Source organism: Guptibacillus hwajinpoensis (assembly GCF_020524165.1).
Classification (GTDB): domain Bacteria; phylum Bacillota; class Bacilli; order Bacillales; family Guptibacillaceae; genus Guptibacillus; species Guptibacillus hwajinpoensis_D.
Genome location: NZ_JAIVKU010000004.1, coordinates 1,022,159 through 1,047,136, shown reverse-complemented (window position 1 = coordinate 1,047,136; position 24,978 = coordinate 1,022,159). Strand labels below are relative to the sequence as shown.

General features: G+C 42.2%; 25 protein-coding genes. 23 read left to right on the top strand and 2 right to left on the bottom strand.

Going from position 1 to position 24,978, the window contains the following annotated elements:
- Position 1: 1 nt before the first annotated feature.
- From rsmB to spoVM, 8 genes are all read left to right on the top strand, one after another.
- Entirely contained in the window at positions 2–1,336 is a 1,335-nt protein-coding gene (rsmB, locus tag LC090_RS12455) for a 16S rRNA (cytosine(967)-C(5))-methyltransferase RsmB (protein ID WP_226658333.1), read from the top strand.
- A gap of 77 nt (positions 1,337–1,413) precedes the next feature.
- Complete coding sequence (locus LC090_RS12450) at positions 1,414–2,172, top strand: Stp1/IreP family PP2C-type Ser/Thr phosphatase (RefSeq protein WP_226658332.1); 759 nt, start codon at positions 1,414–1,416, stop codon at positions 2,170–2,172.
- The gene (gene pknB / locus LC090_RS12445; RefSeq protein WP_226658331.1) at positions 2,166–4,193 is read left to right on the top strand and encodes a Stk1 family PASTA domain-containing Ser/Thr kinase; all 2,028 of its coding nucleotides are present in this window, start codon (positions 2,166–2,168) and stop codon (positions 4,191–4,193) included. Before LC090_RS12450 ends, pknB begins: the two co-directional genes overlap by 7 nt.
- Before the next feature lie 10 nt (positions 4,194–4,203).
- Complete coding sequence (gene rsgA / locus LC090_RS12440) at positions 4,204–5,091, top strand: ribosome small subunit-dependent GTPase A (protein ID WP_226658330.1); 888 nt, start codon at positions 4,204–4,206, stop codon at positions 5,089–5,091.
- Position 5,092: 1 nt separating this feature from the next.
- A complete protein-coding gene (gene rpe, locus LC090_RS12435) occupies positions 5,093–5,740 on the top strand; it encodes a ribulose-phosphate 3-epimerase (RefSeq protein WP_226658329.1) in 648 nt (215 codons plus the stop codon).
- Between the two features lie 65 nt (positions 5,741–5,805).
- On the top strand, positions 5,806–6,354 hold the full coding sequence (thiT, locus tag LC090_RS12430; RefSeq protein ID WP_226658328.1) for an energy-coupled thiamine transporter ThiT: 549 nt from the start codon (positions 5,806–5,808) through the stop codon (positions 6,352–6,354).
- A complete protein-coding gene (locus LC090_RS12425) occupies positions 6,351–7,013 on the top strand; it encodes a thiamine diphosphokinase (protein WP_226658327.1) in 663 nt (220 codons plus the stop codon). The genes thiT and LC090_RS12425 overlap by 4 nt, the downstream gene beginning before the upstream one ends.
- Before the next feature lie 98 nt (positions 7,014–7,111).
- Positions 7,112–7,195 carry a stage V sporulation protein SpoVM gene (spoVM, locus tag LC090_RS12420; RefSeq protein WP_048309835.1) on the top strand — a complete coding sequence of 28 codons (84 nt, stop codon included), beginning with the start codon at positions 7,112–7,114 and terminating at the stop codon, positions 7,193–7,195.
- Between the two features lie 46 nt (positions 7,196–7,241).
- Here the strand turns inward: spoVM and rpmB are convergent, their stop codons facing one another.
- Positions 7,242–7,427, bottom strand: a complete 186-nt coding sequence (gene rpmB, locus LC090_RS12415) for a 50S ribosomal protein L28 (RefSeq protein WP_098443343.1) — start codon at positions 7,425–7,427, stop codon at positions 7,242–7,244.
- Between the two features lie 303 nt (positions 7,428–7,730).
- Here rpmB and LC090_RS12410 point away from each other — a divergent pair, with 303 nt between their 5' ends.
- The 11 genes from LC090_RS12410 (at position 7,731) to rnc (ending at position 18,086) form a co-directional block, all read left to right on the top strand.
- On the top strand, positions 7,731–8,093 hold the full coding sequence (locus tag LC090_RS12410) for an Asp23/Gls24 family envelope stress response protein (protein WP_224600152.1): 363 nt from the start codon (positions 7,731–7,733) through the stop codon (positions 8,091–8,093).
- 22 nt (positions 8,094–8,115) lie between these two features.
- Positions 8,116–9,786 carry a DAK2 domain-containing protein gene (locus tag LC090_RS12405; protein WP_226658326.1) on the top strand — a complete coding sequence of 557 codons (1,671 nt, stop codon included), beginning with the start codon at positions 8,116–8,118 and terminating at the stop codon, positions 9,784–9,786.
- 105 nt (positions 9,787–9,891) lie between these two features.
- A complete protein-coding gene (gene sdaAB, locus LC090_RS12400; protein WP_226658325.1) occupies positions 9,892–10,554 on the top strand; it encodes an L-serine ammonia-lyase, iron-sulfur-dependent subunit beta in 663 nt (220 codons plus the stop codon).
- Between the two features lie 20 nt (positions 10,555–10,574).
- Entirely contained in the window at positions 10,575–11,462 is an 888-nt protein-coding gene (gene sdaAA / locus LC090_RS12395) for an L-serine ammonia-lyase, iron-sulfur-dependent, subunit alpha (protein ID WP_226658324.1), read from the top strand.
- A 10-nt stretch (positions 11,463–11,472) separates the two neighbouring features.
- Positions 11,473–13,503, top strand: coding sequence for an ATP-dependent DNA helicase RecG (gene recG, locus LC090_RS12390; RefSeq protein WP_226658323.1), 2,031 nt, complete (start codon positions 11,473–11,475; stop codon positions 13,501–13,503).
- A gap of 122 nt (positions 13,504–13,625) precedes the next feature.
- On the top strand, positions 13,626–14,183 hold the full coding sequence (gene fapR, locus LC090_RS12385; RefSeq protein ID WP_226658322.1) for a transcription factor FapR: 558 nt from the start codon (positions 13,626–13,628) through the stop codon (positions 14,181–14,183).
- Between the two features lie 17 nt (positions 14,184–14,200).
- Positions 14,201–15,199 (top strand): phosphate acyltransferase PlsX, encoded by a 999-nt coding sequence (gene plsX, locus LC090_RS12380; protein WP_226658321.1) that lies wholly within the window; start codon positions 14,201–14,203, stop codon positions 15,197–15,199.
- Positions 15,199–16,140: an ACP S-malonyltransferase gene (fabD, locus tag LC090_RS12375; protein ID WP_226658320.1), complete on the top strand. Its 942-nt coding sequence runs from the start codon at positions 15,199–15,201 to the stop codon at positions 16,138–16,140. The genes plsX and fabD overlap by 1 nt, the downstream gene beginning before the upstream one ends.
- Before the next feature lie 3 nt (positions 16,141–16,143).
- Positions 16,144–16,884: a 3-oxoacyl-[acyl-carrier-protein] reductase gene (gene fabG, locus LC090_RS12370; RefSeq protein ID WP_226658319.1), complete on the top strand. Its 741-nt coding sequence runs from the start codon at positions 16,144–16,146 to the stop codon at positions 16,882–16,884.
- 67 nt (positions 16,885–16,951) lie between these two features.
- Positions 16,952–17,185, top strand: coding sequence for an acyl carrier protein (gene acpP / locus LC090_RS12365; RefSeq protein ID WP_048309824.1), 234 nt, complete (start codon positions 16,952–16,954; stop codon positions 17,183–17,185).
- A 109-nt stretch (positions 17,186–17,294) separates the two neighbouring features.
- Positions 17,295–18,086: a ribonuclease III gene (rnc, locus tag LC090_RS12360; RefSeq protein WP_226658318.1), complete on the top strand. Its 792-nt coding sequence runs from the start codon at positions 17,295–17,297 to the stop codon at positions 18,084–18,086.
- A 38-nt stretch (positions 18,087–18,124) separates the two neighbouring features.
- Here the strand turns inward: rnc and LC090_RS12355 are convergent, their stop codons facing one another.
- Entirely contained in the window at positions 18,125–18,349 is a 225-nt protein-coding gene (locus tag LC090_RS12355; protein WP_224600142.1) for a DUF1128 domain-containing protein, read from the bottom strand.
- 225 nt (positions 18,350–18,574) lie between these two features.
- Between LC090_RS12355 and smc the strand changes: the two genes are divergently transcribed.
- The 4 genes from smc to ffh all read left to right on the top strand — a co-directional run bounded on the left by smc (position 18,575) and on the right by ffh (position 24,958).
- The gene (smc, locus tag LC090_RS12350) at positions 18,575–22,138 is read left to right on the top strand and encodes a chromosome segregation protein SMC (RefSeq protein ID WP_226658463.1); all 3,564 of its coding nucleotides are present in this window, start codon (positions 18,575–18,577) and stop codon (positions 22,136–22,138) included.
- Positions 22,139–22,156: 18 nt separating this feature from the next.
- Positions 22,157–23,164 carry a signal recognition particle-docking protein FtsY gene (gene ftsY / locus LC090_RS12345; RefSeq protein ID WP_226658317.1) on the top strand — a complete coding sequence of 336 codons (1,008 nt, stop codon included), beginning with the start codon at positions 22,157–22,159 and terminating at the stop codon, positions 23,162–23,164.
- Between the two features lie 102 nt (positions 23,165–23,266).
- Positions 23,267–23,596, top strand: a complete 330-nt coding sequence (locus tag LC090_RS12340; RefSeq protein ID WP_226658316.1) for a putative DNA-binding protein — start codon at positions 23,267–23,269, stop codon at positions 23,594–23,596.
- A 12-nt stretch (positions 23,597–23,608) separates the two neighbouring features.
- Positions 23,609–24,958, top strand: a complete 1,350-nt coding sequence (ffh, locus tag LC090_RS12335; protein WP_226658315.1) for a signal recognition particle protein — start codon at positions 23,609–23,611, stop codon at positions 24,956–24,958.
- Positions 24,959–24,978: the final 20 nt, after the last annotated feature.

Genomic DNA, 24,978 nt, shown 5'->3' with positions numbered 1-24,978 from the left:
TATGGCAAATGTAAGAGAAGCAGCACTTGATGTAATTGAAAAGATTAATAAAAACCAGGCGTATAGCAACCTTTTATTAAACGAAACGATTAAAAAGCATCAGCTAAGTCGTAAAGATACAGGATTGTTAACTGAAATTGTTTACGGTACAATCCAGCGAAAGAATACACTAGATTTCTACCTAGATGATTTTCTAACAAATCGAAAGAGAATGCAGACATGGGTTATTTCGCTCTTGCAACTTTCGCTTTATCAAATGGTATATCTTGATCGAGTACCGGATCGTGCGATCATTCATGAAGCGGTTGAAATCGCTAAAAAACGTGGTCATAAAGGGATTAGTGGGATGGTAAACGGAGTTCTCCGCAATACACAACGAAAAGGTCTGAAAGATCCTGAAGCCATTGAAGATGTGGCAGAACGCATCTCTATTTCAAAGAGCCACCCCCTTTGGCTTGTACAGCGTTGGATTGATCAGCTCGGTGTTGAAGCAACGGAAGCGATGTGCGAAGAGAACCTGCTTGCTCCTTATGTAACGGCTCGTGTGAATGTGACACGAACTTCGGTTAATCAAGCGATCGACGATCTTTCAAAAGAAGGCGTAGAGGCTGTCGAAGGAAGTTTATCCAAGGATGCGATTAAAGTTATTCAGGGGAAAGTTCTTGATACAGAAGTATACAAACGTGGTGATTTAACGATTCAAGATGAAAGTTCAATGCTGGTAGCACGAGCACTAGGCGTTGATCCAGGTCAGAAAGTTCTTGATGCGTGTGCGGCACCAGGTGGCAAATCAACTCACATTGCGGAACGATTAAACGGCTCAGGACACGTGAATTCGCTTGACCTTCATGCCCATAAAGTGAAGTTAATTAAGAAACAGGCACAGCGTTTGAGCTTACGTGCCATTGAAGCGGAAACGCTTGATAGTCGGAATGTAGGAGAGCGATTTAAAGCGAAATCGTTTGACCGCATTCTTGTTGATGCCCCATGTACTGGTTTCGGTGTACTAAGAAGAAAGCCCGATATTAAATGGTCCAAGAAAGAAGAAGATATTGAGCGCATTACAGTTGTGCAAAAAGGGATACTTGAAGCTCAGGCCTCTCTTTTAAAACCAGGTGGAAAATTGGTTTACAGTACGTGTACAATAGAAGGAGCGGAAAACCAGGAAGTGGTAAAACAATTCTTGGAAGAACATCCTGAATTTAAGTTAGATCAAACACTTTCCAACCGGTTGCCTGAGAAAGTAGCAGAGTACTGTGAAGGTGGACAGCTACAGCTTCTACCACATTATTTTGGCACGGATGGATTTTATATCGCATGTCTAGTTAAAAAATAATGCTGGGTGCTGGTGAATCGCCTCTTAGTAGGCGGTTCTTCCCGCATTCTTGTGATAAGAGGAGACGGGGTAATCACATGCAAGCAATCGCATTGACAGATCAAGGCCAGGTAAGGGCATACAATGAAGATAGCACAACATTTCTCCACAATCATCTTGATGAATACCTTGTGATTGTAGCAGATGGAATGGGCGGTCATCAGGCAGGTGACGTGGCAAGCGCACTAGCAGTTGAATCCATGGAAATATGTTGGAAAGAAGAAAAAGCTGGATTTCGCCCGGGAAGAGCGGAAGCATGGCTTCTACATACCATCCGTAAAGCAAACGAAACCATCCTTGGCTTTTCTAAAGAAAAACCGGAATATGCCGGGATGGGAACCACACTTGTCGCCGCTGTTTGTACGGATGAATTTATTACAATCGGTCACGTTGGCGATAGTCGTGCCTATCTATTCGGAGATCGGGTACTCGATCAAAAAACGAGTGACCATTCTCTTGTGAATGAACTTGTCAAAAGCGGGCAGCTCTCTGAAGAAGAGGCGGAAGATCATCCACGAAAAAACGTTCTTTTACGTGCGCTAGGAACTGATGAGGATGTGAAAGTAGATATTCATACGTTCGAATGGGATGAACATCATGCAGCCCTTTTTTGCTCCGATGGATTAACGAATAAAGTTGCTGATCGTGATTTGGAAAAAGTGATGAATTCTGACCGATCTCTTAAAGAGAAGGCAACAGAGCTTATTCGATTAGCAAACGAAGCAGGTGGAGAGGACAACATTACGGTTGCGATTATTGAAAACTCTTCAGCTTCTGGAAGTGAATCCTCATGCTAGGGAAGCATATTAATGGACGTTACAAACTGCTTGAAGTGATTGGTGACGGCGGGATGGCTATCGTCTATCGAGCTTTAGATTTAATTCTAGATAGGACCGTTGCTGTTAAATTGCTTCGTCCTGAATTCTCACAAGATGATGATTTTATCAAGCGATTTCGTCGCGAAGCTGAATCAGCTACGAGCCTCGCACATCCGAATGTTGTGTCAATCTATGACGTTGGGGAAGAAGAAGACTTTTACTACATCGTTATGGAATATGTTGCAGGAACAACGCTGAAGCAAAAGATTCGTGATCGAGGCGCTCTGCCCATTGAAGAAGCGCTAGATATTATGAAACAAATGACATCTGCGATTGAGCATGCCCATGAGAATCACATTATTCATCGGGATATTAAGCCTCATAATATTCTGATTGATGAGTACGGAGATGCGAAGGTAACGGATTTTGGAATCGCCATGGCGATGACTTCTGCAACGATTACACACACGAATTCGGTTCTTGGCTCTGTTCATTACTTTTCACCGGAACAGGCGCGGGGAGCACTAGCAAATGAACGATCAGATATTTATTCTCTTGGTGTTGTGCTATACGAAATGGTAACGGGAGTACTTCCTTTTTCAGGTGATTCCCCCGTATCTGTAGCCCTAAAGCACCTACAAGATCGCTTTCCAAAGCCTAGTCTAATTAATACATCTTTACCAAAAAATGTTGAGCATATTATTATGAAGGCGATGGCGAAAGAGCCAGTCCAACGCTATCAAAGTGCTCAAGAAATGTATGAAGCGCTGGACATGGCCCTTGACCCGACAAAAGTTTATGAAAAACCGCCTGAACCGGATGATGAGGAAGCGACAAAAATCCTCACTCCTGTCATTCCAGATCATCAAAGTGTGACAGAAAATACGATGCCTCAACAACCTGTTCAAAATGATGAATCTAGCAATCCACCGCCTAAAAAGAAAAAGAAGACAGGGAAGATTGTTTCCATTGTGCTACTCATCCTTTTGCTTCTTGGCGGCGCAGGTGCACTAGCTTTTACATTTATGCCTGACCTCTTCTATGTGAGTGATGTGGAAGTTCCGGACGTAACGGGAATGGAATACGAGGAAGCAAGATCCGCATTAATAGAACAAAATCTTGATGTAAAGAAAGAAGAGCAGTTTAGTGAAGAAGTAGAGGAAGATGATGTTATCAATCAGGATCCGACTTCTGGAACAATGGTGAAAGAAGATAGTACAGTTACCCTTTATGTGAGTATGGGGGCTGAAAAAACAGAGCTCGGCGATTATATAGGGAAACAAAAAGATGAAGTGGAAGCTTTATTAAAAGAACAGGGATTCAAAAATATCAAATTCGAAGAGGAATACCGTGATACTCCTGAAGGTGAAATTTTTGATCAAAGTCCTGAAGCTGGCAAAATGGTTCTGCCAACAGAGGATACAATTGTCATTTGGTTTAGTTTAGGAGACCCTCCATTCAACCTAGAAGATTTAACAGGTAGAACGAAAGAGGAAGTAGAGGAATATGCGCAAGAAAAGAAATTAACGCTCTCTTATGATGAGTCGGAATTTAGTGACTCAGTAGACGAAGGTACCGTCCTCTCACAATCGCCAAGTATTGCAGCTGAAGTTAGAAAAGGTGATGAGATTACGATAACCTTATCGAAAGGTCCAGAGCCCGAGCCAGAACCAGAACCAGAACCTGAGCCGGACCCAGAACCACAACCTGAGCCAGAACCATCACCTGAAGATGAGGCGATTGTTGTTCCAAACTCCTTTAAGGTCGATGTGAAAAAGGGTGAAGAACATTTAATTGAAATTCTTTATACCGATTCGACAACAGAAGGGGAAGAAATCTCAGAAACCATTACAGAAACAAAAGAAATTAACTTCGATTTAACGATCTACCCTGGCGAGGAAGCTTCGTATAAAACCTTTGTGGATGGCAAAGAAAAGAAAGAAAACTCGAAAACCATTACGTACGAAGAAGCAAAACAAAAATATGGAAAAAATGAGTAAGGAGTCCTACATGGCAGATGGAAGAATCATTAAAGCGTTAAGCGGCTTTTATTACGTGCAGGATGAATTGAATAAAGAAATTTATCAGTGTAGAGGGAGAGGGAATTTTAGAAAGCGAAAGATTACCCCTCTTGTAGGCGATTATGTTGTGTATGAAGCAGAAAATAAAACCGACGGCTATGTTCTTGAGATTAAAGAAAGAGAAAATGAGTTAGTTCGTCCTCCAATAGCCAATGTTGATCAAGCATTTCTTGTTTTTTCAGCTACTCAACCAACCTTTAATACGCAGCTTCTTGATAAATTTCTTGTTCATATTGAAGCAAGTGATATTCGACCGATCATCTGCATATCGAAGATCGATCTTGTTTCAAATGCTGAAGAAAATGAAATCATGGCCTATGCGGATGATTACCGGGATGTAGGGTACGATGTGATTGTTTCGTCAGCTCAGAGTCTTTCGGGCGTAGCAGAAATTGAACCGTATTTTCAAGAAAAAGTTACGGTGTTTGCGGGACAATCTGGAGTGGGGAAGTCCTCCCTCTTAAATGCCATTAACCCTGACCTTGAGCTTGACACAAGTGATATCTCTACACATCTTGGTCGAGGAAAGCATACGACGAGACATGTTGAACTCATTCCTTTTGGATCGGGCCTTGTCGCTGACACGCCTGGTTTTAGTTCACTTGACTTTAGAGGGATTGAAGCAGACGATCTATGGCTTTATTTTCCCGAAATACAAGAGAAAAGTAGCGAATGTAAGTTTCGAGCATGTACTCATCAATCAGAACCAGGTTGCGCGGTTAAGACTGCAGTAGAGAAAGAAGAGATTAAGGCGTATCGCTACGACCATTATTCTTCTTTTTTTCAAGAAATAAAGGATCAAAAACGGAGGTATTAACATGATAAAAATCGCCCCTTCTATTCTAGCTTCAGATTTTGCTCGATTAGGTGAGGAAGTGAAAGATGTTGAAGCAGCTGGAGCTGACTACATTCACGTTGACGTTATGGACGGACATTTTGTTCCGAACATTACAATCGGTGCACCGATTGTACGCGCGCTTCGCCCGGTCACGTCCCTGCCTTTAGATGTTCATCTTATGATTGAAAATCCTGATCAGTACATTGAAGAATTTGCGGAAGCTGGCGCAGATATTCTCACCGTCCACGCTGAAGCATGTCCGCATCTTCACCGTACGATTCAGCTAATAAAAAGTAAAGGTGTGAAAGCGGGCGTTGTCATTAACCCAGCAACACCTGTCGATGCGATTAAACACGTCATTGAAGATGTTGACCTTGTCCTTTTGATGACAGTAAATCCTGGTTTTGGAGGACAAGCGTTTATTGAACGGGTGCTTTCTAAGATTACCGAGACGAGACAGCTTGCCGATTCATTAGGCGTTACACCTGAAATTGAAGTAGACGGCGGTGTGAATGCTGAAACGGCGCGCGCATGTATTGAAGCAGGGGCTACCGTTCTCGTTGCAGGATCAGCTATTTATAATCAAACTGATCGCAAATTAGCCATTGATCAGATTCGGCAATCATAAAACAGCGGGGCTCTTCCCGCTGTTTTTTAATAAGGGTTTACCCAGGTTTGGAGGAATTAGGGTTCATGAAGAAAGATAATCGACTGCTTTTGCTTGTAGAAATCGCTTTAATGGCTGCCGTTGGGGTGATACTAGATTTATTGTCAATTAGACTTTGGCCAAATGGTGGCTCTGTATCGCTTGCGATGGTACCCATATTTCTAATCGCTTATCGAAGGGGGTTAGGTGCCGGATTAACGACAGGACTTTTAGTTGGTATTTTGCAACCTCTAATTGTCCCGCCCTTTTATGTACACCCCATTCAATTTTTACTAGATTACCCGATCGCCTTCATGGTTGTAGGAATGGCAGGGATTTTTAGCGTGCGAGCGGAGGCACCAAAAAGAAAGCGCCTGGCAATGATCGTTCTCGGATGCTTAACGGGGTCATTACTTCGATTGGTCAGTCATTTTATATCTGGTGTCATCTGGTTCGGCGATATGGCGCCAGAAGGGACGCCGGTGGCTTTATATTCATTCCTTTATAACGCGTCTTATTTACTCCCCACAGCTGCCGTCTCCATTATCGTGCTTGCTTTGCTCTCTCATCAAGCACCAAAACTGGTGCATAAATGATGAAGTCAAAGCACATTTATATCGTAGCAGGGGGACCGGAAAAAGACCTCCCTGCTCATCTTCTAAATGAAAAAGACGTTAGATGGATTGGTGTGGATCGCGGTGTCTATACTCTCTTGAAAAATGGTGTTATTCCTGAACATGGATTTGGGGATTTTGATTCCGTGAGCGTAGAAGAACGTAAATGGATGGAAACGCATGATTTACCCTTCACCGTTTATCCATCTGAAAAAGACCACACAGATCTTGAAATTGCACTTGATTGGGCGATCAATGAAAAACCAGAGGCGATTACAATGTTTGGCGTCACCGGCGGAAGGCTTGATCATAGCTGGATGAACGTTCAAATGCTCATCAAAGGCGTGAAAGCAAACGTACAACTTACGATAGAAGATAAATTAAATCGGTTAGAAATGAAAGAACCAGGCACTTACTCCGCTCAAAAGGACGATCGTTTTCCTTATATGTCTTTCCTTTCTTTTACTCCGGAAGTGACGGGGTTAACGTTAATTGGTTACCGTTATCCACTTGAAGAAAGGCACATTTCATGGGGATCAAGTCTTTGTATTAGCAATGAACTGGTTGAGGAAATTGGGTCTTATTCATTTAGTAGCGGCATACTATTGGTGGTAAGAAGTTCGGACGCCGAGCAGGTTTAGGTACTATTTCGATTTCGGCGAATATAATAGTAATGCATCTTATATTCTCATATTGTTCATCCTGGGGTCCATCTTTGACTTTCTGAGGAGGGGGAAATATGAAGTTTTATACGATTAAATTGCCAAAATTTCTCGGTGGTTTTGTGAGAGCAGTGCTCGGGTCCTTCAAAAAAAATGAGTAGCAGAAATGAAAAAAAGCACCCAATAGTGGGTGCTTTTTTACGTTTACTATGCGCGTTCGATTTTGCCTGATTTAAGAGCACGAGCAGATACATAAACTTTCTTAGGTTTACCATCTACCATGATGCGTACCTTTTGAAGGTTAGCACCAAATTTACGTTTTGTTGTATTCAACGCGTGAGAACGCTTGTTACCAAACGAAGTCTTGCGTCCAGTGATTGCACATTTAGCCATTGTTTCTACCTCCTTACTGTCCTACATTGCACAAAAAGTGCAGGATAAATCCTCCACTATAGTATCATGTAGGTTTAGTGAATGCAAGATGTTTAACACGTCTTATCAAGAAAAAAACTTAACAGTAAAAGCTTATCACAATAGAGGTTTTTAATGATGAACTTTTATTATACGTGATATTGTAGTAAAATAACGTTAGCTCTGCAAAGGATTTATTTTACTTTATAATTTTATGAACACATTCTTTATTTAGGATAAAGTAGTCAAATGGTTTATTCTTAAATCGCTAAGGGAGGAAATATAATGGCAATTGAAATGAAAACCCAATACGGACAAATTGATATTTCGACGGAAGTAGTTGCTGCAATTGCAGGTGGCGCAGCAATTGATTGTTATGGTATCGTTGGAATGGCTTCGCAAAAGCAATTAAAAGACGGCATCACTGAGCTGTTGGGGAAAGATAACTTTAGCAGAGGAATTGTCGTTCGAAAAGATGAAGATGAGCTTAACATTGATATGTACATTATCGTCAGCTACGGCACAAAAATTTCGGAAGTGGCTCACAATGTCCAAACGAAAGTAAAATACCAGCTTGATCAAATGCTCGGGCTATCAGTTGATTCAGTAAACATCTACGTCCAAGGGGTTAGAGTGACAAACCCTTAAGTGGAGTTAGGAGGAAAAGTCTGTGACGATTCAAAAGATTGATGGGAAGCGTTTTGCGCATATGGTCCTTGAAGGGGCAAACAACCTTTCAAAAAATGCCAAAATGGTAGATGCGCTGAATGTTTTCCCTGTGCCAGATGGAGATACTGGTACGAATATGAACTTAACGATTACATCAGGAGCAGCTGAAGTAAAGTCCAGCAGCTCAGATAAAGTAGGAGACGTTGCTTCTCTTTTTGCAAGAGGCTTATTAATGGGAGCGCGTGGAAATTCTGGCGTTATTCTTTCTCAGCTTTTTCGCGGGTTTTCTAAGGCAATTGAAGGGAAGTCTGAAATTACAAGCGTAGAATTAGCTGCTGCACTTGAGAATGGTGTGGATTCTGCCTATAAAGCGGTTATGAAGCCAGTAGAAGGCACAATTCTTACCGTTGCAAAGGATGCTGCTCGTAAAGCGGTGAAGTCTGCCAAGAAAATTTCAGATGTCGTCGAGCTAATGCAGGTTGTTGTGAAAGAAGGAAAAGAATCTTTAAACCGCACGCCCGATCTGCTTCCTGTATTAAAAGAAGTTGGCGTAGTTGATTCTGGCGGTCAGGGACTCTTGCTTATCTATGAAGGGTTTCTAGCTGTTCTAGAAGGAAAAGAAACGCCTGATTCTTCCGTTGATGAAGAGAAGATGGATGAGCTTGTGCGCGCTGAGCACCACAAAAGTGCACAGGGTCATATGAAGACAGAGGATATTGAATTCGGTTACTGTACGGAGTTTATGGTTCAATTTGAAGAAGATAAGCTGGCTACATCGCCATATGATGAAGAGGCATTTCGAAATGAACTTGATAAGCACGGTGATTCTTTGTTAGTTGTCTCTGATGATGATCTCGTTAAAGTACATATGCATACAGAATATCCCGGAAATATTATGACGTATGCACAGAATTACGGGAGCTTAATCAAAATTAAGATTGAGAACATGCGCGAGCAGCACTCAACCATCGTAAAAGAAGAGCGACCAGAGCAGAAAGAGAAACCAGCTGAACGTAAGAAATACGGGATTATTACGGTTTCGATGGGCGAAGGAATTGCTGCGCTTTTTGAAAGTCTTGGCGCTAATTTCGTGATCCCAGGCGGACAGACGATGAATCCAAGCACAGAAGACATCATTAAAGCAATCGAAGAAGTGTACGCTGAGAACATTATCATCTTGCCTAACAATAGTAATATTGTGATGACGGCACAGCAGGCTGCTTCAGTTGTGGATGAGAATGTGATTGTCATTCCTTCCAAAACGGTTCCACAGGGCATTTCGAGTCTCCTTGGCTTTAACCCTTCTGTGGATCCTGAGGCGAACGAAAGTGCGATGAAAGAAAGCCTTTCAGCGGTCAAATCTGGTCAAGTTACGTTTGCGGTGCGTGACACAAAGATTGACGGAATCGATATTGCGAAAGACGATTTTATGGGAATTGCTGATGGTAAAATCGTCGTTTCCGAAAAAGATCGTCTGGAAGTTGCGAAGTCGCTTCTATCTTCGATGATTACAGAAGACGATGAAATTGTAACGGTTATATACGGGGAAGACGCAGAGCCAGAAGAAGCAGAAAACCTCGTAGCCTATATTGAGGAACAGTTTGAAGAAGTTGAAGTGGAACTTCATGAAGGCAAACAACCGATTTATGCGTATATTATGGCCGTGGAGTAAAATGATGAAATAGTTGCAGAAAAAGAAACGTGGCATTAGCCAGGTTTTCTTTTTCTGTATAGAACTCCTTTTGTTAAATAAAGCAAGCAGAGAGGTGGCGGCAACGTGAAGTTTCGCAGTGTATTTGATATTATTGGACCTGTTATGATTGGTCCTTCAAGCTCCCATACGGCTGGAGCAGCTAGAATTGGTCGTGTGGCAAGGCATTTGTTTGGTCGTGAGCCTAAGGCGATCACAGTTTCACTATACGGCTCTTTTGCTAGAACTTATAAAGGTCATGGTACAGATGTAGCACTGATCGGTGGCGTGCTCGATTTTGACACTTACGACGAGAGAATCGTGAATGCGCTTACAATCGCAAAGGAAAAGAAAATCAAAGTTCGTTTTACAGAGGAAGATGCCATTACCGATCACCCGAATACAGCCCGTATTCATCTCTCAGATGAAAAGGGGGAACTTGAGCTTGTTGGCATTTCTATCGGTGGAGGTAAAATAGAGGTCATAGAGCTGAATGGATTTGCGCTAGGTCTTTCTGGGAATAGTCCAGCCATACTCGTCGTTCATAATGACCGTTTTGGAGCAATCGCAGGCGTATCAAATACGTTAGCCAAACATGAAATAAATATTGGTCACATGAATGTATCTCGTAAAGAAAAAGGGAAAGAAGCTCTAATGACGATTGAAGTTGATCAGAACATTCCACAAATTGTGTTAGATGAAGTGGAGTCGTTACCGAATATTATTCAAGTCGCAAAAATTAGCGATTAAGGCAAAAAGGAGGAATGGGTATGTTTCGTAACGTAGCAGAATTAGTAGAACTAGCACAATCGAAAAATAAGCCAATTTCAGAAATTATGATTGAACAGGAAATGGACTTTAGAGGAAGTACGCGGGAAGAAGTATACAATCAAATGAAAAATAATCTCGTTGTCATGGAGCAGGCCGTTGAACGTGGGATTACAGAAGACGTTCGCTCTCATTCTGGATTAACCGGTGGAGATGCAGTCCTTCTTCAAGACTATATGAAATCTGGAAACTCTTTGTCAGGTCATACGATGCTTGATGCGGTGAGTAAAGCGATCGCAACAAACGAAGTGAATGCGGCAATGGGAACCATCTGCGCGACGCCAACAGCAGGATCAGCTGGTGTCGTACCCGGAACGCTATTTGCGATACGTGAGAAAGTAAACCCTACGGAAGAGCAGATGGTAAGATACCTCTTTACTTCTGGTGCATTTGGATTTGTTGTAGCAAATAATGCTTCCATCTCAGGTGCTGCAGGAGGCTGTCAGGCCGAAGTTGGTTCGGCAACAGGGATGGCTGCTGCAGCAATCGTGGAACTTATGGGTGGAACACCAGAACAGTCTTCTCATGCATTTGCGATTGCACTTAAGAACATGCTAGGTCTCGTGTGTGATCCTGTAGCAGGTCTTGTAGAAGTACCGTGCGTTAAGCGAAATGCAATGGGTGCCTCTAACGCATTGGTTGCAGCAGATATGTCTTTAGCTGGCATTACAAGTCGCATTCCTTGTGATGAAGTGATTGACGCGATGTATAAAATTGGACAAACCATGCCTTCTGCCCTTCGAGAAACAGCGCAAGGAGGACTGGCAGCAACCCCAACTGGACGTGAGCTTGAAGCGAAAATTTTTGGAGTATCTCTTGATAGGAAATGAGTGAGAATGAATGGACGATCGGATTACACAAATAAAAGGGATTGGTGATGAGAAAGCGGCTTCTCTCTCATCGATCGGAATTCATAAAATACAAGATTTAATTGAATATTTCCCATTTCGTTATGAAGATTATGAGCTCAAAGATCTTGCTGATGTGAAGCATGAAGAACGAGCAACGCTTGAAGGCAAAGTTCATAGTGAACCGGTTGTCCGCTTTTATGGCAAGAAGAAATCACGATTGTCCGTAAGGCTGTTAGTAGGAAAATTCCTCATAACAGCCGTTTTTTTTAATCGTGCTTTCCTAAAAAAGCAGTTTACCTTAGGTCAGTTAGTTACGGTAACAGGAAAATGGGATCAGCATAAAATGACGCTTTCAGCAAACGAAATTACGTTCTCCAGTCATAATCCTGACGGCACGATTGAACCGATCTACCATGTTGGTGGTGACGTAACGGTAAAAGCCATGAAGCGTTATATTCAGCTCGCATTGAATCAGTTTGGAGATCAAATTGAAGAAAATCTCCCGCCACAAATGCTTGAGCGATATAAACTGATGCCTCGAAAAGATGCGGTTATGATGATGCATAGTCCACCTTCACATGAAGGGCTTAAGCAGGCGAGGCGCCGATTTGTCTATGAAGAGCTACTTCAGTTTCAGCTTAAAATGCAAGTGTTCAGAAAAAGGGAGCGGGAAAGCACAAAAGGAGCTTCTCAAATCTTTGAAAAAGAGAGGTTAGAGGAGTTCGTACAGAGCCTCCCTTTCCCGTTAACAGGAGCTCAGAATCGCGTCGTGGGAGAGGTATTGAAAGACATGGAGAGTTCTTATCGTATGAATCGTTTGCTTCAAGGTGATGTTGGCTCTGGTAAAACAGTGGTGGCTGCAATTGGTTTATATGCCTCTTACCTTGCGGGACACCAAGGGGCGTTAATGGTACCGACGGAAATTTTAGCTGAACAGCATTTTGAATCTTTTCAGGAGCTTCTTGGTAGGAAGCTGAATGTTGAATTGTTAACGGGATCGGTAAAAGGGAAGAAGCGTCGCGAAATTTTAGAACGTCTTGCATGTGGAGAAGTAGATCTCCTTATCGGTACACATGCACTGATTCAGGAAGAAGTGGCTTTCCAAAATCTTGGACTTGTGATTACAGATGAACAGCACAGATTTGGAGTGAATCAACGAAGGGTGTTAAGAGAAAAGGGACTAAGCCCCGACGTTTTGTATATGACGGCAACGCCTATTCCAAGAACACTCGCGATCTCCGTGTTTGGTGACATGGATGTGTCAACGATCGATGAAATGCCTGCGGGACGTAAACCAATCGAAACGTATTGGGCAAAGCCGGACATGTTACCTCGTGTCATTGATTTTGTAAAAAAAGAACTAGATCAGGGAAGGCAGGGGTATGTCATTTGTCCTCTTATTGAAGAGTCGGAAAAGCTTGATGTGCAAAATGCTATTGACGTTCATTTTCAAATGCAAACGGCCCTCCCAGATTATCAAGTAGGATTAATGCATGGCAGACTAAGTTCAGACGAAAAAGAAGAAGTGATGGAAGAGTTTAGTACAAATGATGTTCAGCTTCTTGTATCAACTACTGTGGTAGAGGTTGGGGTAAATGTTCCAAATGCAACGATTATGGTGATTTATGATGCGGAACGCTTTGGACTGGCGCAGCTCCATCAACTGCGAGGACGCGTTGGTCGAGGAAGTGATCAATCCTATTGCGTGTTACTTGCTGATCCAAAGTCAGAAGTCGGTAAGGAAAGAATGCAAATTATGACGGAATCAAATGATGGCTTTGTCCTTTCACAGCGTGATTTAGAATTACGGGGACCAGGTGACTTTTTTGGACGAAAGCAAAGCGGACTTCCAGAGTTTAAAGTAGCTGATTTAGTTCACGATTATCGAGTACTTGAAGTAGCACGAAATGATGCCGCCGCTCTTGTTGACTCTACCGCTTTCTGGGAAGATGAAACGTATCGTAGTTTAAGAGACTATCTCACTGAGCAAGGCGTTTTAAGTGGAGAAAAGCTGGATTAACTTGCATAATCACACCTCACAGTATATACTACCTTTTAGGACCTAGTCATAAGACTGAGATAAAGAGGATCACGTGATCCTCTTTTATCCGTTTATTAATGCTAGATAGGCGGCGGTAGTAGATGAAAAGGAGTAAGAAAGATCGGCAAAGTCAGCTAAAGGAAACGATTGAGAGTACACCTTTTATTACGGACGAAGAGCTTGCAGAAAAATTTAGCGTAAGCATTCAAACCATCAGACTCGACCGTTTAGAGCTTTCCATTCCGGAGCTTAGAGAAAGAATTAAGTACGTGGCTCAGCAACAGCTTGATGAGGTGAAAGCTCTCCCGATTGATGAAGTGATTGGCCAAATCATTGATCTCCAGCTTGATGAAAGTGCCATTTCAATCCTTGATATTCGGCCAGAACATGTTTTTTCTCGAAACAAAATCGCAAGAGGACACCACCTTTTTGCCCAGGCGAATTCACTTGCGGTAGCCATTATTAACGATGAGCTCGCTTTGACAGCAAAAGCAAACATTCGTTTCTCCAGTCAGGTGAAAGAAGGAGAACGAGTCGTAGCAAAAGCGGTGGTGACAGATCAACGAAAAGACAGAACGACGGTCGAAGTGAATAGCTATGTCCAGAATGAGAATGTGTTTTCTGGAGAATTTGTGATGTATCGCTCGACTAAATCCTGAAGGGAAGTTGTTTGAAAATGAGACTTGCAATTGACGCAATGGGTGGAGACAATGCCCCCGATGCGATAATAGATGGTGTATACGAAGCAATTGAAACATTCAATGATTTGTCTGTAACAATTATTGGTGATGAAGAAAAGATTAATCCGCTTTTAAAAGGAAATAAAGATCGAGTAACGGTTTTACATACAGAAGAATACATCTCCTCAGAGGATCAGCCAGTGAAAGCTGTTCGACGTAAGAAGAATGCTTCAATGGTTTTAGCGGTTAATGAAGTGAAAGAAGGACGTGCAGATGCCGCAATATCCGCAGGAAATACGGGTGCGCTTATGGCAGCTGGATTGCTGTACGTTGGACGTATAAAAGGAATTGATCGTCCTGGCTTAGCGCCTACGCTTCCAACAATTGATGAAGCTGGATTTGTTCTCCTTGATGTCGGTGCCAATATGGATGCTAAGCCAGAGCACCTCCTTCAATATGCTCATATGGGTTCCGTTTATGCGGAGAAAGTACGTGGTGTCAAGAATCCGCGCGTTGGTTTATTGAATATCGGTACAGAAGAAGGAAAAGGAAATGAGTTAAGCAAGCAGGCTTTTACTCTCCTGCAGGACAGTGGTCTGAATTTTATTGGTAATGTAGAGTCAAGAGATATTCTTGGTAACGAAGCGGATGTTGTTGTGTGCGATGGTTTTTCTGGGAATTTAGTGTTAAAAACAATTGAAGGTACAGCCTTAACGATGTTTAAAATGCTAAAAGAAGAGCTCACAAGTTCGTTTACGAGTAAAGTAGCGGCGGGTGTTTTAAAGCCTAAGCTTAAAAATTTATCAACGAAGCTAGATTATTCTGAGTATGGGGGGGCAGGGTTGTTTGGTCTCAATGCTCCTGTCATCAAAGCACACGGCTCGTCGAACGGAAGAGCGGTATTTAGCGCGATTAAGCAAGCCAGAATGATGGTAACAGGCAATGTAGTATCTGCAATTCAAACATCTCTTGTTAAAAAGGAAGGAGATCAATAATGGGTAAAACGGCATTTCTATTTCCGGGTCAGGGTTCACAGGCGGTTGGAATGGGACAGGAGTTTATGGAAAGCTACTCGGTTTCGAAAGATGTGTTTACAGAGGCAGACAATCGCCTTAACTTTGAATTGACAAAATTAATCATGAACGGTCCAATTGAGACGTTAACGCGAACTGAAAACGCACAGCCTGCGCTCGTAACAACGAGTGTAGCGGTCCTTGAAGCACTCCGCGAAAAGGGGATTACAGCAGACTATACGGCAGGTCATAGCCTTGGAGAATACTCAGCACTAGTTGCTTCTGGCGCGCTATCGTTTTCAGATGCAGTTTTCGCTGTAAGAAACCGTGGCCTATACATGGAAGAAGCTGTTCCTTCAGGTGAAGGGGCAATGGCAGCCATTATGGGGATGGAACGTGAAGAATTGCAAAAAGTAGTGGATGAAGTTTCCGCATCAACCGCTACCGTCCAACTTGCAAACTTGAACAGTCCTGGTCAAATCGTTATATCAGGTGCAAAAGCAGGCGTTGAAAAAGCGTCAGAAGTTGCAAAAGAAAATGGCGCAAGACGGGTGATTCCGCTTCAAGTAAGTGGACCTTTTCATTCTAGTCTGATGAAGCCTGCGGCAGATCAACTTTCAGCGATTTTAGAAGCGATTGATATTAAAGATGCTTCTATTCCAGTTATCGCAAATGTAACAGCTGAACCATCCACTTCAGGTGAAGAGATTCAGAAACATTTATTGGAACAAATTTATTCCCCTGTGCTCTGGGAAGATACAGTGAGAAAACTAATGGATCTTGGGGTTGATACCTTTATCGAGATCGGCCCAGGTAATGTACTTTCTGGTCTAGTAAAAAAAGTAAACCGCCGTGCATCGGTTCATGCGGTTGGAACACCAGAACAGCTCGATCAACTCATTGAAAAGTTAGGAGAGGATTAATCGATGGCTGAAAACAAAACGGCTCTAGTAACAGGAGCTTCTCGTGGGATTGGACGTGCCATTGCCTTAGAGCTTGCGAAAGAGGGCATGAACGTTGCAGTGAATTACGCTGGAAGTGAAGCCAAAGCAAATAGCGTTGTTTACGAAATTAAAGCAGCTGGTGGGAATGCAATTGCGATTAAAGCAAACGTAGCCAGCATGGAAGAAGTTCAGGGCATGATTAAAGAAGTTGTTTCAACATTTGGAAGTCTTGAAGTGCTTGTGAATAATGCCGGTATTACGCGTGATAATCTGATTATGCGAATGAAGGAAGAAGAGTGGGATTCCGTTATCGACACAAACTTAAAAGGTGTCTTTAACTGCACGAAGTCCGTTACTCGTCAAATGATGAAACAGCGCTATGGTCGCATTGTAAATGTAGCGTCTGTTGTAGGTGTAGCTGGGAATGCCGGTCAGGCGAACTATGTAGCAGCGAAAGCAGGCGTCATCGGTTTAACGAAAACAACGGCGAAAGAGCTTGCTAGTCGTAACATCACAGTCAACGCTCTTGCACCTGGATTTATTGAAACAGATATGACGGATGAACTTTCTGACGAAGTGAAAAGTGGGATGAAAGGACAAATTCCACTAGGAAGACTTGGAGCTGCTGAGGACATTGCCAAAGCAACAAAGTTCCTCGTTTCAGATGATGCCAATTATATCACAGGGCAAACGCTTCATATTGATGGCGGCATGATCATGTAACTTTTTGATCAACATCTAGTTTTTTTGTTTTATATATCCTATAATAGCTTGAGGGGAGGTGAGTCTAATGGCAGATACACTAGAGCGTGTAACAAAGATTATTGTTGATCGTCTTGGAGTTGAAGAATCTGAGATTAAACCAGAAGCTTCTTTCAAAGACGACCTTGGTGCCGATTCCCTTGATGTAGTGGAATTAGTCATGGAACTTGAAGATGAGTTTGATCTTGAAATTTCTGATGAAGATGCTGAGAAAATTGTAACAGTTGGCGATGTAATTGATTACATAAACAGCCATCAATAATCTTCAGTTGAACCTGAAGTGATGGAATAAGCCCCGCTTGACGGGGTTTTATTCCTGTTATTAAAGCTCCAGAGTACAAAGATGAAAGTGATAAGTCGTGGAGGTATCTATGTCCAAATCAAAACATTCACCAAAAACGAGAGCCAGACGTTTCAAACCTAAGCATTCACGACAACTCGTGGTTGGAGAGGCAATCAGATCGCAATTCACTGCTTTTCAAGAGGAAATTGGTGTATCGTTCGAAAATGAACAGCTTCTTTTTCAAGCTTTTACCCATTCATCCTATGTGAATGAGCATCGACTGCATCCGCAGATGGATAATGAACGTCTTGAATTTCTTGGAGATGCCGTACTTGAACTCACAATTTCAAGATACTTATATGAGAAGTACCCGAATATGAGTGAAGGACAGTTAACGAAGCTAAGAGCAGCAATTGTATGTGAACCGTCACTTGTACAATTTGCGAACGACCTGAATTTTGGGCATCTTGTGTTACTTGGCAAGGGAGAAGAAATGACAGGTGGAAGAATGCGCCCGGCACTTCTTGCGGACGTATTTGAATCATTCGTCTGTGCTTTGTATCTTGATCGAGGTCTTGAAGTCGTCTTTGAATTTCTTGAGAAGTTTGTTTATCCGAAAATTAACGCCGGTGCTTTTTCTCATGTGATGGATTATAAAAGCCAGCTTCAGGAAGTGATCCAGCGTGAAAGCCTGGGAGTAATTGATTACGTCATTACCGATGAAAAAGGACCCGCACATAACCGAGAGTTTTCTTCGAAAGTTATGTTGAATGGCAGCGACCTTGGCGTTGGGGTCGGACGCTCTAAGAAAGAAGCCGAGCAAATGGCTGCACAAAAAGCACTTATAAATTTAAAAGAACGTAATGAAAAAGAATCCTGAGCACAGGATTCTTTTTCATTAGTATGGTCTTTCGTAGGTTAAGAAGCGCGCATTTTTCCAAGCTCAGCTAAGATTGCTTGCATTTCAGCAACGCTTAGTGATTGCTTCTTATTTAGCATGACGTAGATTTCATGAATGTCATCATAAGAAGATAAATCGAATGATTCGGGTTTAATCATGCCGGCATTGATCACTTGCATTTTTTCTTTAATGCTTTCGACCATAAACGCCAGGTTTTCTTCTGATTTAATCGTAAGATCCATTAGTTCCACCTGCCTTATTCAATAATCAATGACGATCGAGCGTCATGTTATGTAACAATCCCTAATGAGCCCAACTGACGTTGTCGGGCTAGAAGGTTTTCCTTATTGTAACATGTCTTTGCTCAGTATCGTAGAGGTCATTGTTTTATGATAAAATAAGACAGTTAGAGAAATGAAAAGTACTTTACTTGCATACATAGATGAAACAGATGAGGGGGAAAGATGATGTTCCTCAAACGATTAGATGTAGTCGGCTTTAAATCATTTGCCGATCGTATTTCAGTTGAGTTTGTTCCAGGAGTAACATCAGTTGTCGGTCCAAACGGAAGCGGCAAAAGTAATATTAATGACGCAATCAGGTGGGTGCTTGGTGAACAGTCTGCCAGATCACTAAGAGGCGCTAAAATGGAAGATATCATTTTCGCAGGTAGCGATACGAGAAAAGCGGTGAATTTAGCGGAAGTAACGCTCACGCTTGATAATACGAATCAATATTTACCGATTGATTATAATGAAGTCAGTGTCACGAGACGAGTTTATCGCTCTGGAGATAGTGAATATCTTTTAAATAACCAAACGTGTCGGCTAAAAGATATTATTGAATTGTTTATGGACTCAGGTCTTGGTAAGGAATCCTTCTCTATTATTGGTCAGGGAAGAATTGAAGAGATATTAAGTAGCAAATCGGAAGAACGTCGTAAAATATTTGAAGAAGCGGCAGGGGTTTTAAAATACAAAACTCGGAAAACAAAGGCAGAAACGCGGTTAAAGGAAACAGAAGATAACTTGCACCGGGTTGAGGATATTTTATATGAATTAGAAGATCAAGTAGAGCCACTTCGTATGCAGGCATCGATCGCAAAGGATTATTTGCAAAAACGCGAAGATCTCGAGAAGATTGAAGCAGCCCTCACCGTATATGAAATTGAAGAGTATCATCAAGCGTGGAAGCTAAAGAAGGAAGAGCTTGAGTCTTTAAAATCGAAGGAACGTACGCTAAATGACGCAATCACTGAAAAGAAGGACGCGTTAGCAAGCGCAAGACAAAAGCTTGACCAATCTGAGCATAACTTAGAATCCTATCAGCAACAGCTTCTTGATACGAGTGAAGAGCTTGAGAAACTTGAAGGAAAAAAAGAAGTTCTAAAAGAACGGAAAAAAAATGCGCACCAAAACCGATCCAACCTTCAGGAGCGAATGACGTTCTTACAAGAGAAAAAACGATATTATGAAAAGGAAATAGCGTACCATCGCAGCCGTTTTGATCAGCAAAAGAAAGAATTAGGAGAATTAAAGGCCAGTTTAAAGAAAGAAACGGAACTTCTATCTGATATTGAACAGGACATTGAACAAGAGCTTGATCGAATGAAATCGGATTACTTTGAACTGCTTAACGAGCAGGCGTCCATCCGAAATGAAAATCGCTATCTACAAGATCAACTGTCAATACTCAATCAGCGTAAAGAGCGCCTCGATGGAGATAATCATAAATATATTGAAGAACGAAGCGCCGTTGACGAAAAGAAAGCAGAACGCTCAGCTAAGTTAGCTCAGTCAAAGCAGGAGCTCGAAGCTCACGTGTCGCACTTTTACAAAAGTAAGCATGATGTAGAAGAGAAAAAGAAGGCGCTAGGCGAGAAAGAATCCAAACTCTATCAAGCGTATCAATATATTCAACAATACAAATCAAAAAAAGAAATGTTAGAAGAAATGCAGGATGATTATGCTGGGTTCTTCCAGGGCGTTAAAGAAGTGCTGAAAGCCCGCGACGATCTATCTGGTATTGAAGGAGCGGTTGCCGAGTTAATCACGGTGCCAAAGGAAGTCGAAACGGCTCTTGAAACGGCACTCGGCGGCGCCATGCAAAATGTTGTCGTTCGCGATGAGGCGGCGGGTAGACAGGCGATCACATTTTTGAAAAAAAATCGTTCTGGAAGAGCTACATTCCTTCCATTGTCGGTCGTGAAGTCACGAAAAATATCCAGCTATGATTTGGAGCGCGTGAAACAAAACGAGGCATTCGTAGGCGTTGCTTCTGACCTCATCACTTATGATTCGAAGTATCAGTCTGTAATGGAGAATTTATTGGGCTCTGTTCTTGTTGCCAAAGAGTTAAAAGGTGCGAATGAACTTGCGAAAATCATGCAGTACCGTACACGGATCGTTACACTAGAAGGAGACGTTGTGAATCCGGGCGGTTCCATGAGTGGAGGAAGTGTGAAGCAGAAATCTTCTTCCCTTCTTAGCCGCCAGCGTGATCTTGAAATTCTGATTAAAAAACTTGAAGACATGCAGAAAAAGACGCTTGGTGTTGAGCAAGAGATTAAGAAAGATAAAGTCGCTTTAGCTCATCTAGAAGAACAGCTAGATGAGATGCGTGAACGTGGTGAAAACCTCAGACTTGAAGAGCAGTCTCTCTTAGGGGACTTACGAGCGATTGAAGGAGACGAACGTAATTCAAATGAACGTCTTCAGCTATATGATCGTGAGAAAAAAGCGATTGAAGAGGAAATTGAAACGCACCGTAAGCGTCATGTTTATCTTACAGAACGACTCGATACGATTACGAAACAAGCAGCAACACTAGAAAGTAAAATTGATAACTTGACTGCAAAAAAACAAACTCAGCAAACATCTCGTGAAACAATTCAAACCGAGATTACTGAGCTAAAAGTAAAAGTGGCTGAGCACCAGCAATCATTCCAAAATCAAAAAGAAACGCTTGATCGTTTAACAACAGAACAACGTGAGACGAATACGCAGCTCACTGAAACAACAGAAGAATTCACCCTTTTATCGGAAGCCATGTCTTCTAATTCTAACGGAGAAGAGAAACTGGACCAAAACATTGTTTCGTTTCGAGGTGAGAAAGATAACTTGCTTCAGACGCTTCAAAATGAGCGGGAAGTAAAGCTTTCTTTGCAACAAGAGATTGAAACGGTTAGTAAGAAGTTGGATTCTCTTATTGCAGAGGACAAGCAACTCTCAGGATTGATGCAGGCTGTTGAAGTTAGCATTAATCGTTTGGATGTTGAACTTGAGAACAGATTGGCGATTTTAAGTGAGGAATATGAGTTAACATATGAAGCGGCCAAGGAAAAACATGTTCTTTCCCTCGAACCCGAAGATGCAAGGCGAAAGCTAAAGCTTATTAAATTAGAAATTGATGAGCTTGGCACGGTGAACCTTGGAGCAATTGATGAATACGACCGGGTAAACGAACGCTATACGTTCCTTAGTGAACAGCAAGCGGATCTTCTTCAGGCAAAAGAAACGCTTTATGCGGTTATTGAAGAAATGGATCAGGAAATGAAAAAAAGATTCGAAGAGACGTTCACCAAAATACGTGCTCAGTTCCAGATTGTCTTTAGAGAGCTGTTTGGAGGAGGGAAGGCGGATCTTGTGCTAACAGATCCAGAAAATCTTTTATCAACAGGGGTCGATATCCTGGCGCAGCCACCGGGGAAAAAACTGCAACATCTCGCTCTACTTTCAGGGGGAGAGAGAGCCTTTACTGCCATTGCTCTTCTATTTTCGATCTTAAAAGTTCGTCCCGTACCTTTCTGTGTACTTGATGAAGTGGAAGCGGCATTAGATGATGCGAATGTAGGACGTTTTGCGAAATATCTAAAGCAGTTTAGTGAAAAAACGCAGTTTATTGTCATTACGCACAGAAAAGGTACAATGGAAGAATCTGATGTTCTTTACGGTGTAACGATGCAGGAGTCAGGTGTATCGCGACTCGTTTCTGTCAGACTTGAAGAATCGAAGCAACTAATATCGCAATAACAAGTAGGGGGATGCAAAGTGAGTTTTTTTAAAAAGTTAAAAGATAAGTTCACGACACAAACTGATGAAGTAACAGGAAAATTTAAAGACGGTCTTGAGAAAACGAGAACGTCTTTCTCAACAAAAATGAATAACCTCGTTAAAAACTATCGCAAAGTAGATGAAGAGTTCTTCGAAGAGCTTGAGGAGCTTCTTATTAGTGCTGACGTTGGAGTAGCAACAGTAATGGACCTGATTGACGTCTTAAAAGATGAAGCAAGAACGCGAAATATTAAAGATACGAAAGAACTTCAGAGCGTCATTTCAGAAAAGTTAGCAGAGCTTCTTCATAAATCTGACGAAGATGGTTCGCTTAATATCCAAGAAGAAGGACTTACGGTTTTCTTATTTGTAGGGGTTAATGGGGTTGGAAAGACAACAACAATCGGTAAGCTTGCTCATAAGTTTAAACAAGAAGGAAAGAAAGTTGTCCTAGCAGCTGGAGATACGTTCCGTGCGGGGGCCATTGAGCAGCTCGATGTATGGGGGCAACGAGCTGGTGTCGATGTGATTAAGCACCAAGCAGGCTCAGACCCAGCGGCAGTTGTGTTTGATGCTGTACAATCAGCCAAGTCTCGCGGAGCAGATATTTTACTTTGTGATACCGCAGGGCGCCTGCAAAATAAAGTGAACCTAATGAATGAACTTGAAAAAGTAAAGCGTGTGATTCAGCGTGAAGTGCCGTCGGGACCACACGAAGTTATTCTTGTTTTGGATGCGACTACGGGGCAAAATGCGATGAGTCAGGCAAAGCAGTTTGGTCAATCAACTGACGTATCTGGCATTGCTCTTACGAAATTAGATGGAACTGCAAAAGGGGGCATTGTGCTGGCCATTCGACATGAACTTGATATCCCTGTTAAACTCGTAGGGCTGGGTGAGCAGATGGACGATCTGCAAGAGTTTGATCCAGACACATTTGTATACGGATTGTTCTCTTCTATTATTGAGGAAGAGGAAGAGGAAGTGGAAGAAAACGAGGAATAAAATCCTTAATTAATTGTGTTAAGAAAAAATCTTGACAAATAAAATGACGCATAGTAATATAATTAACGTAAAGGTGATTACCTTAACAAGGGGCTGTTAACAATGCTAGAGAAAACGATGAGAATTAACTCGTTATTCGACTTTTATCAGTCGCTTTTAACACCGAAACAGCGTAATTATATGGCATTGTATTACCTTGATGATTATTCACTTGGTGAAATCGCAGAAGAATTTCAAGTTAGCCGTCAGGCTGTCTATGATAACATTAAGCGAACAGAACAAATGATAGAAGAATATGAAGCAAAACTGTTGCTATTCGAGCGATACATCAAAAGGCAGGAGCTACTAGAAAAGCTCAGGGAAGCGGTTATGAGTGAGAATGAAGACTCTAAGGCGCTGCCGTTGATTACATCTCTTGAAAAACTGGATTAGGAGGCGGCGAACATGGCATTTGAAGGGTTAGCCGACCGACTGCAAGACACCCTGCAGAAGATTCGCGGTAAAGGGAAAGTGACGGAAGCAGACGTAAAAGAAATGATGCGTGAAGTAAGGTTAGCCTTGCTTGAAGCGGACGTTAACTTTAAAGTCGTAAAACAGTTTATCAACAAGGTCAAAGAGCGCGCCGTCGGACAGGAAGTTATGAAAAGCCTGACCCCAGGGCAGCAGGTCATTAAAGTCGTTAATGAAGAGCTGACAGCGCTTATGGGTGGAGAACAGAGTAAGATTGCTGTTTCTAGTCGCCCACCGACTGTTATTATGATGGCCGGTCTACAGGGTGCGGGTAAAACGACAACTGTCGGTAAGCTTGCAAACCATTTACGTAAAAATCATAACCGTAAACCACTGTTAGTAGCGGCGGATATTTACCGTCCTGCAGCCATTAACCAGCTTGAAACACTCGGTAAACAGCTAAGTATGCCGGTTTTCTCGATGGGTGATCAGGTGAGTCCGGTTGAGATTGCTACTAAAGCAATTGAAAAAGCAAAAGAAGAACATCTCGACTATGTCATCATTGACACGGCTGGTCGACTGCATATAGATGAAAATCTGATGCAGGAATTAAAAGATGTCAAAGAAGCTGTTACGCCTGATGAGATCTTCCTTGTGGTTGATTCCATGACAGGACAGGATGCTGTAAATGTCGCTGAAAGCTTTAATGAAGCACTTGATATAACAGGAGTGGTTTTAACAAAGCTTGATGGTGACACGCGCGGTGGGGCTGCACTGTCAATTAAGTCTGTAACAGATAAACCGATCAAGTTCGCGGGTATGGGTGAAAAACTTGATGCACTAGAACCGTTCCATCCTGAGAGAATGGCTTCGCGTATTCTCGGTATGGGTGACGTGCTAACGCTTATTGAAAAAGCCCAAACTTCCGTTGATGAAGACAAAGCAAAAGAGCTTGAGAAGAAGATGCGAACGATGAGCTTTACGTTCGATGATTTCCTTGATCAGCTTGGTCAGGTTCGAAGCATGGGACCGCTTGATGAATTGATGGACATGATTCCTGGTATGAATAAAAAAGCCATGAAAAATGTAAGTGTTGATGAAAAACAAATTGGCCGAGTGGAAGCCATTATTCAGTCAATGACAACACGTGAAAAAGAAGAGCCGGATCTTATCAATGCGAGTCGTAAAAAGCGAATTGCCGCCGGAAGTGGTACGTCTGTTCAAGATGTCAATCGTCTCTTGAAGCAATTTGATGAGATGAAGAAGATGATGAAGCAGATGACCAACATGTCTAAAGGCGGTAAGAAAAAAGGTAAGGGCATGAATTTCCCATTCATGCAATAAAAATGAAGTAAATTTTCTCT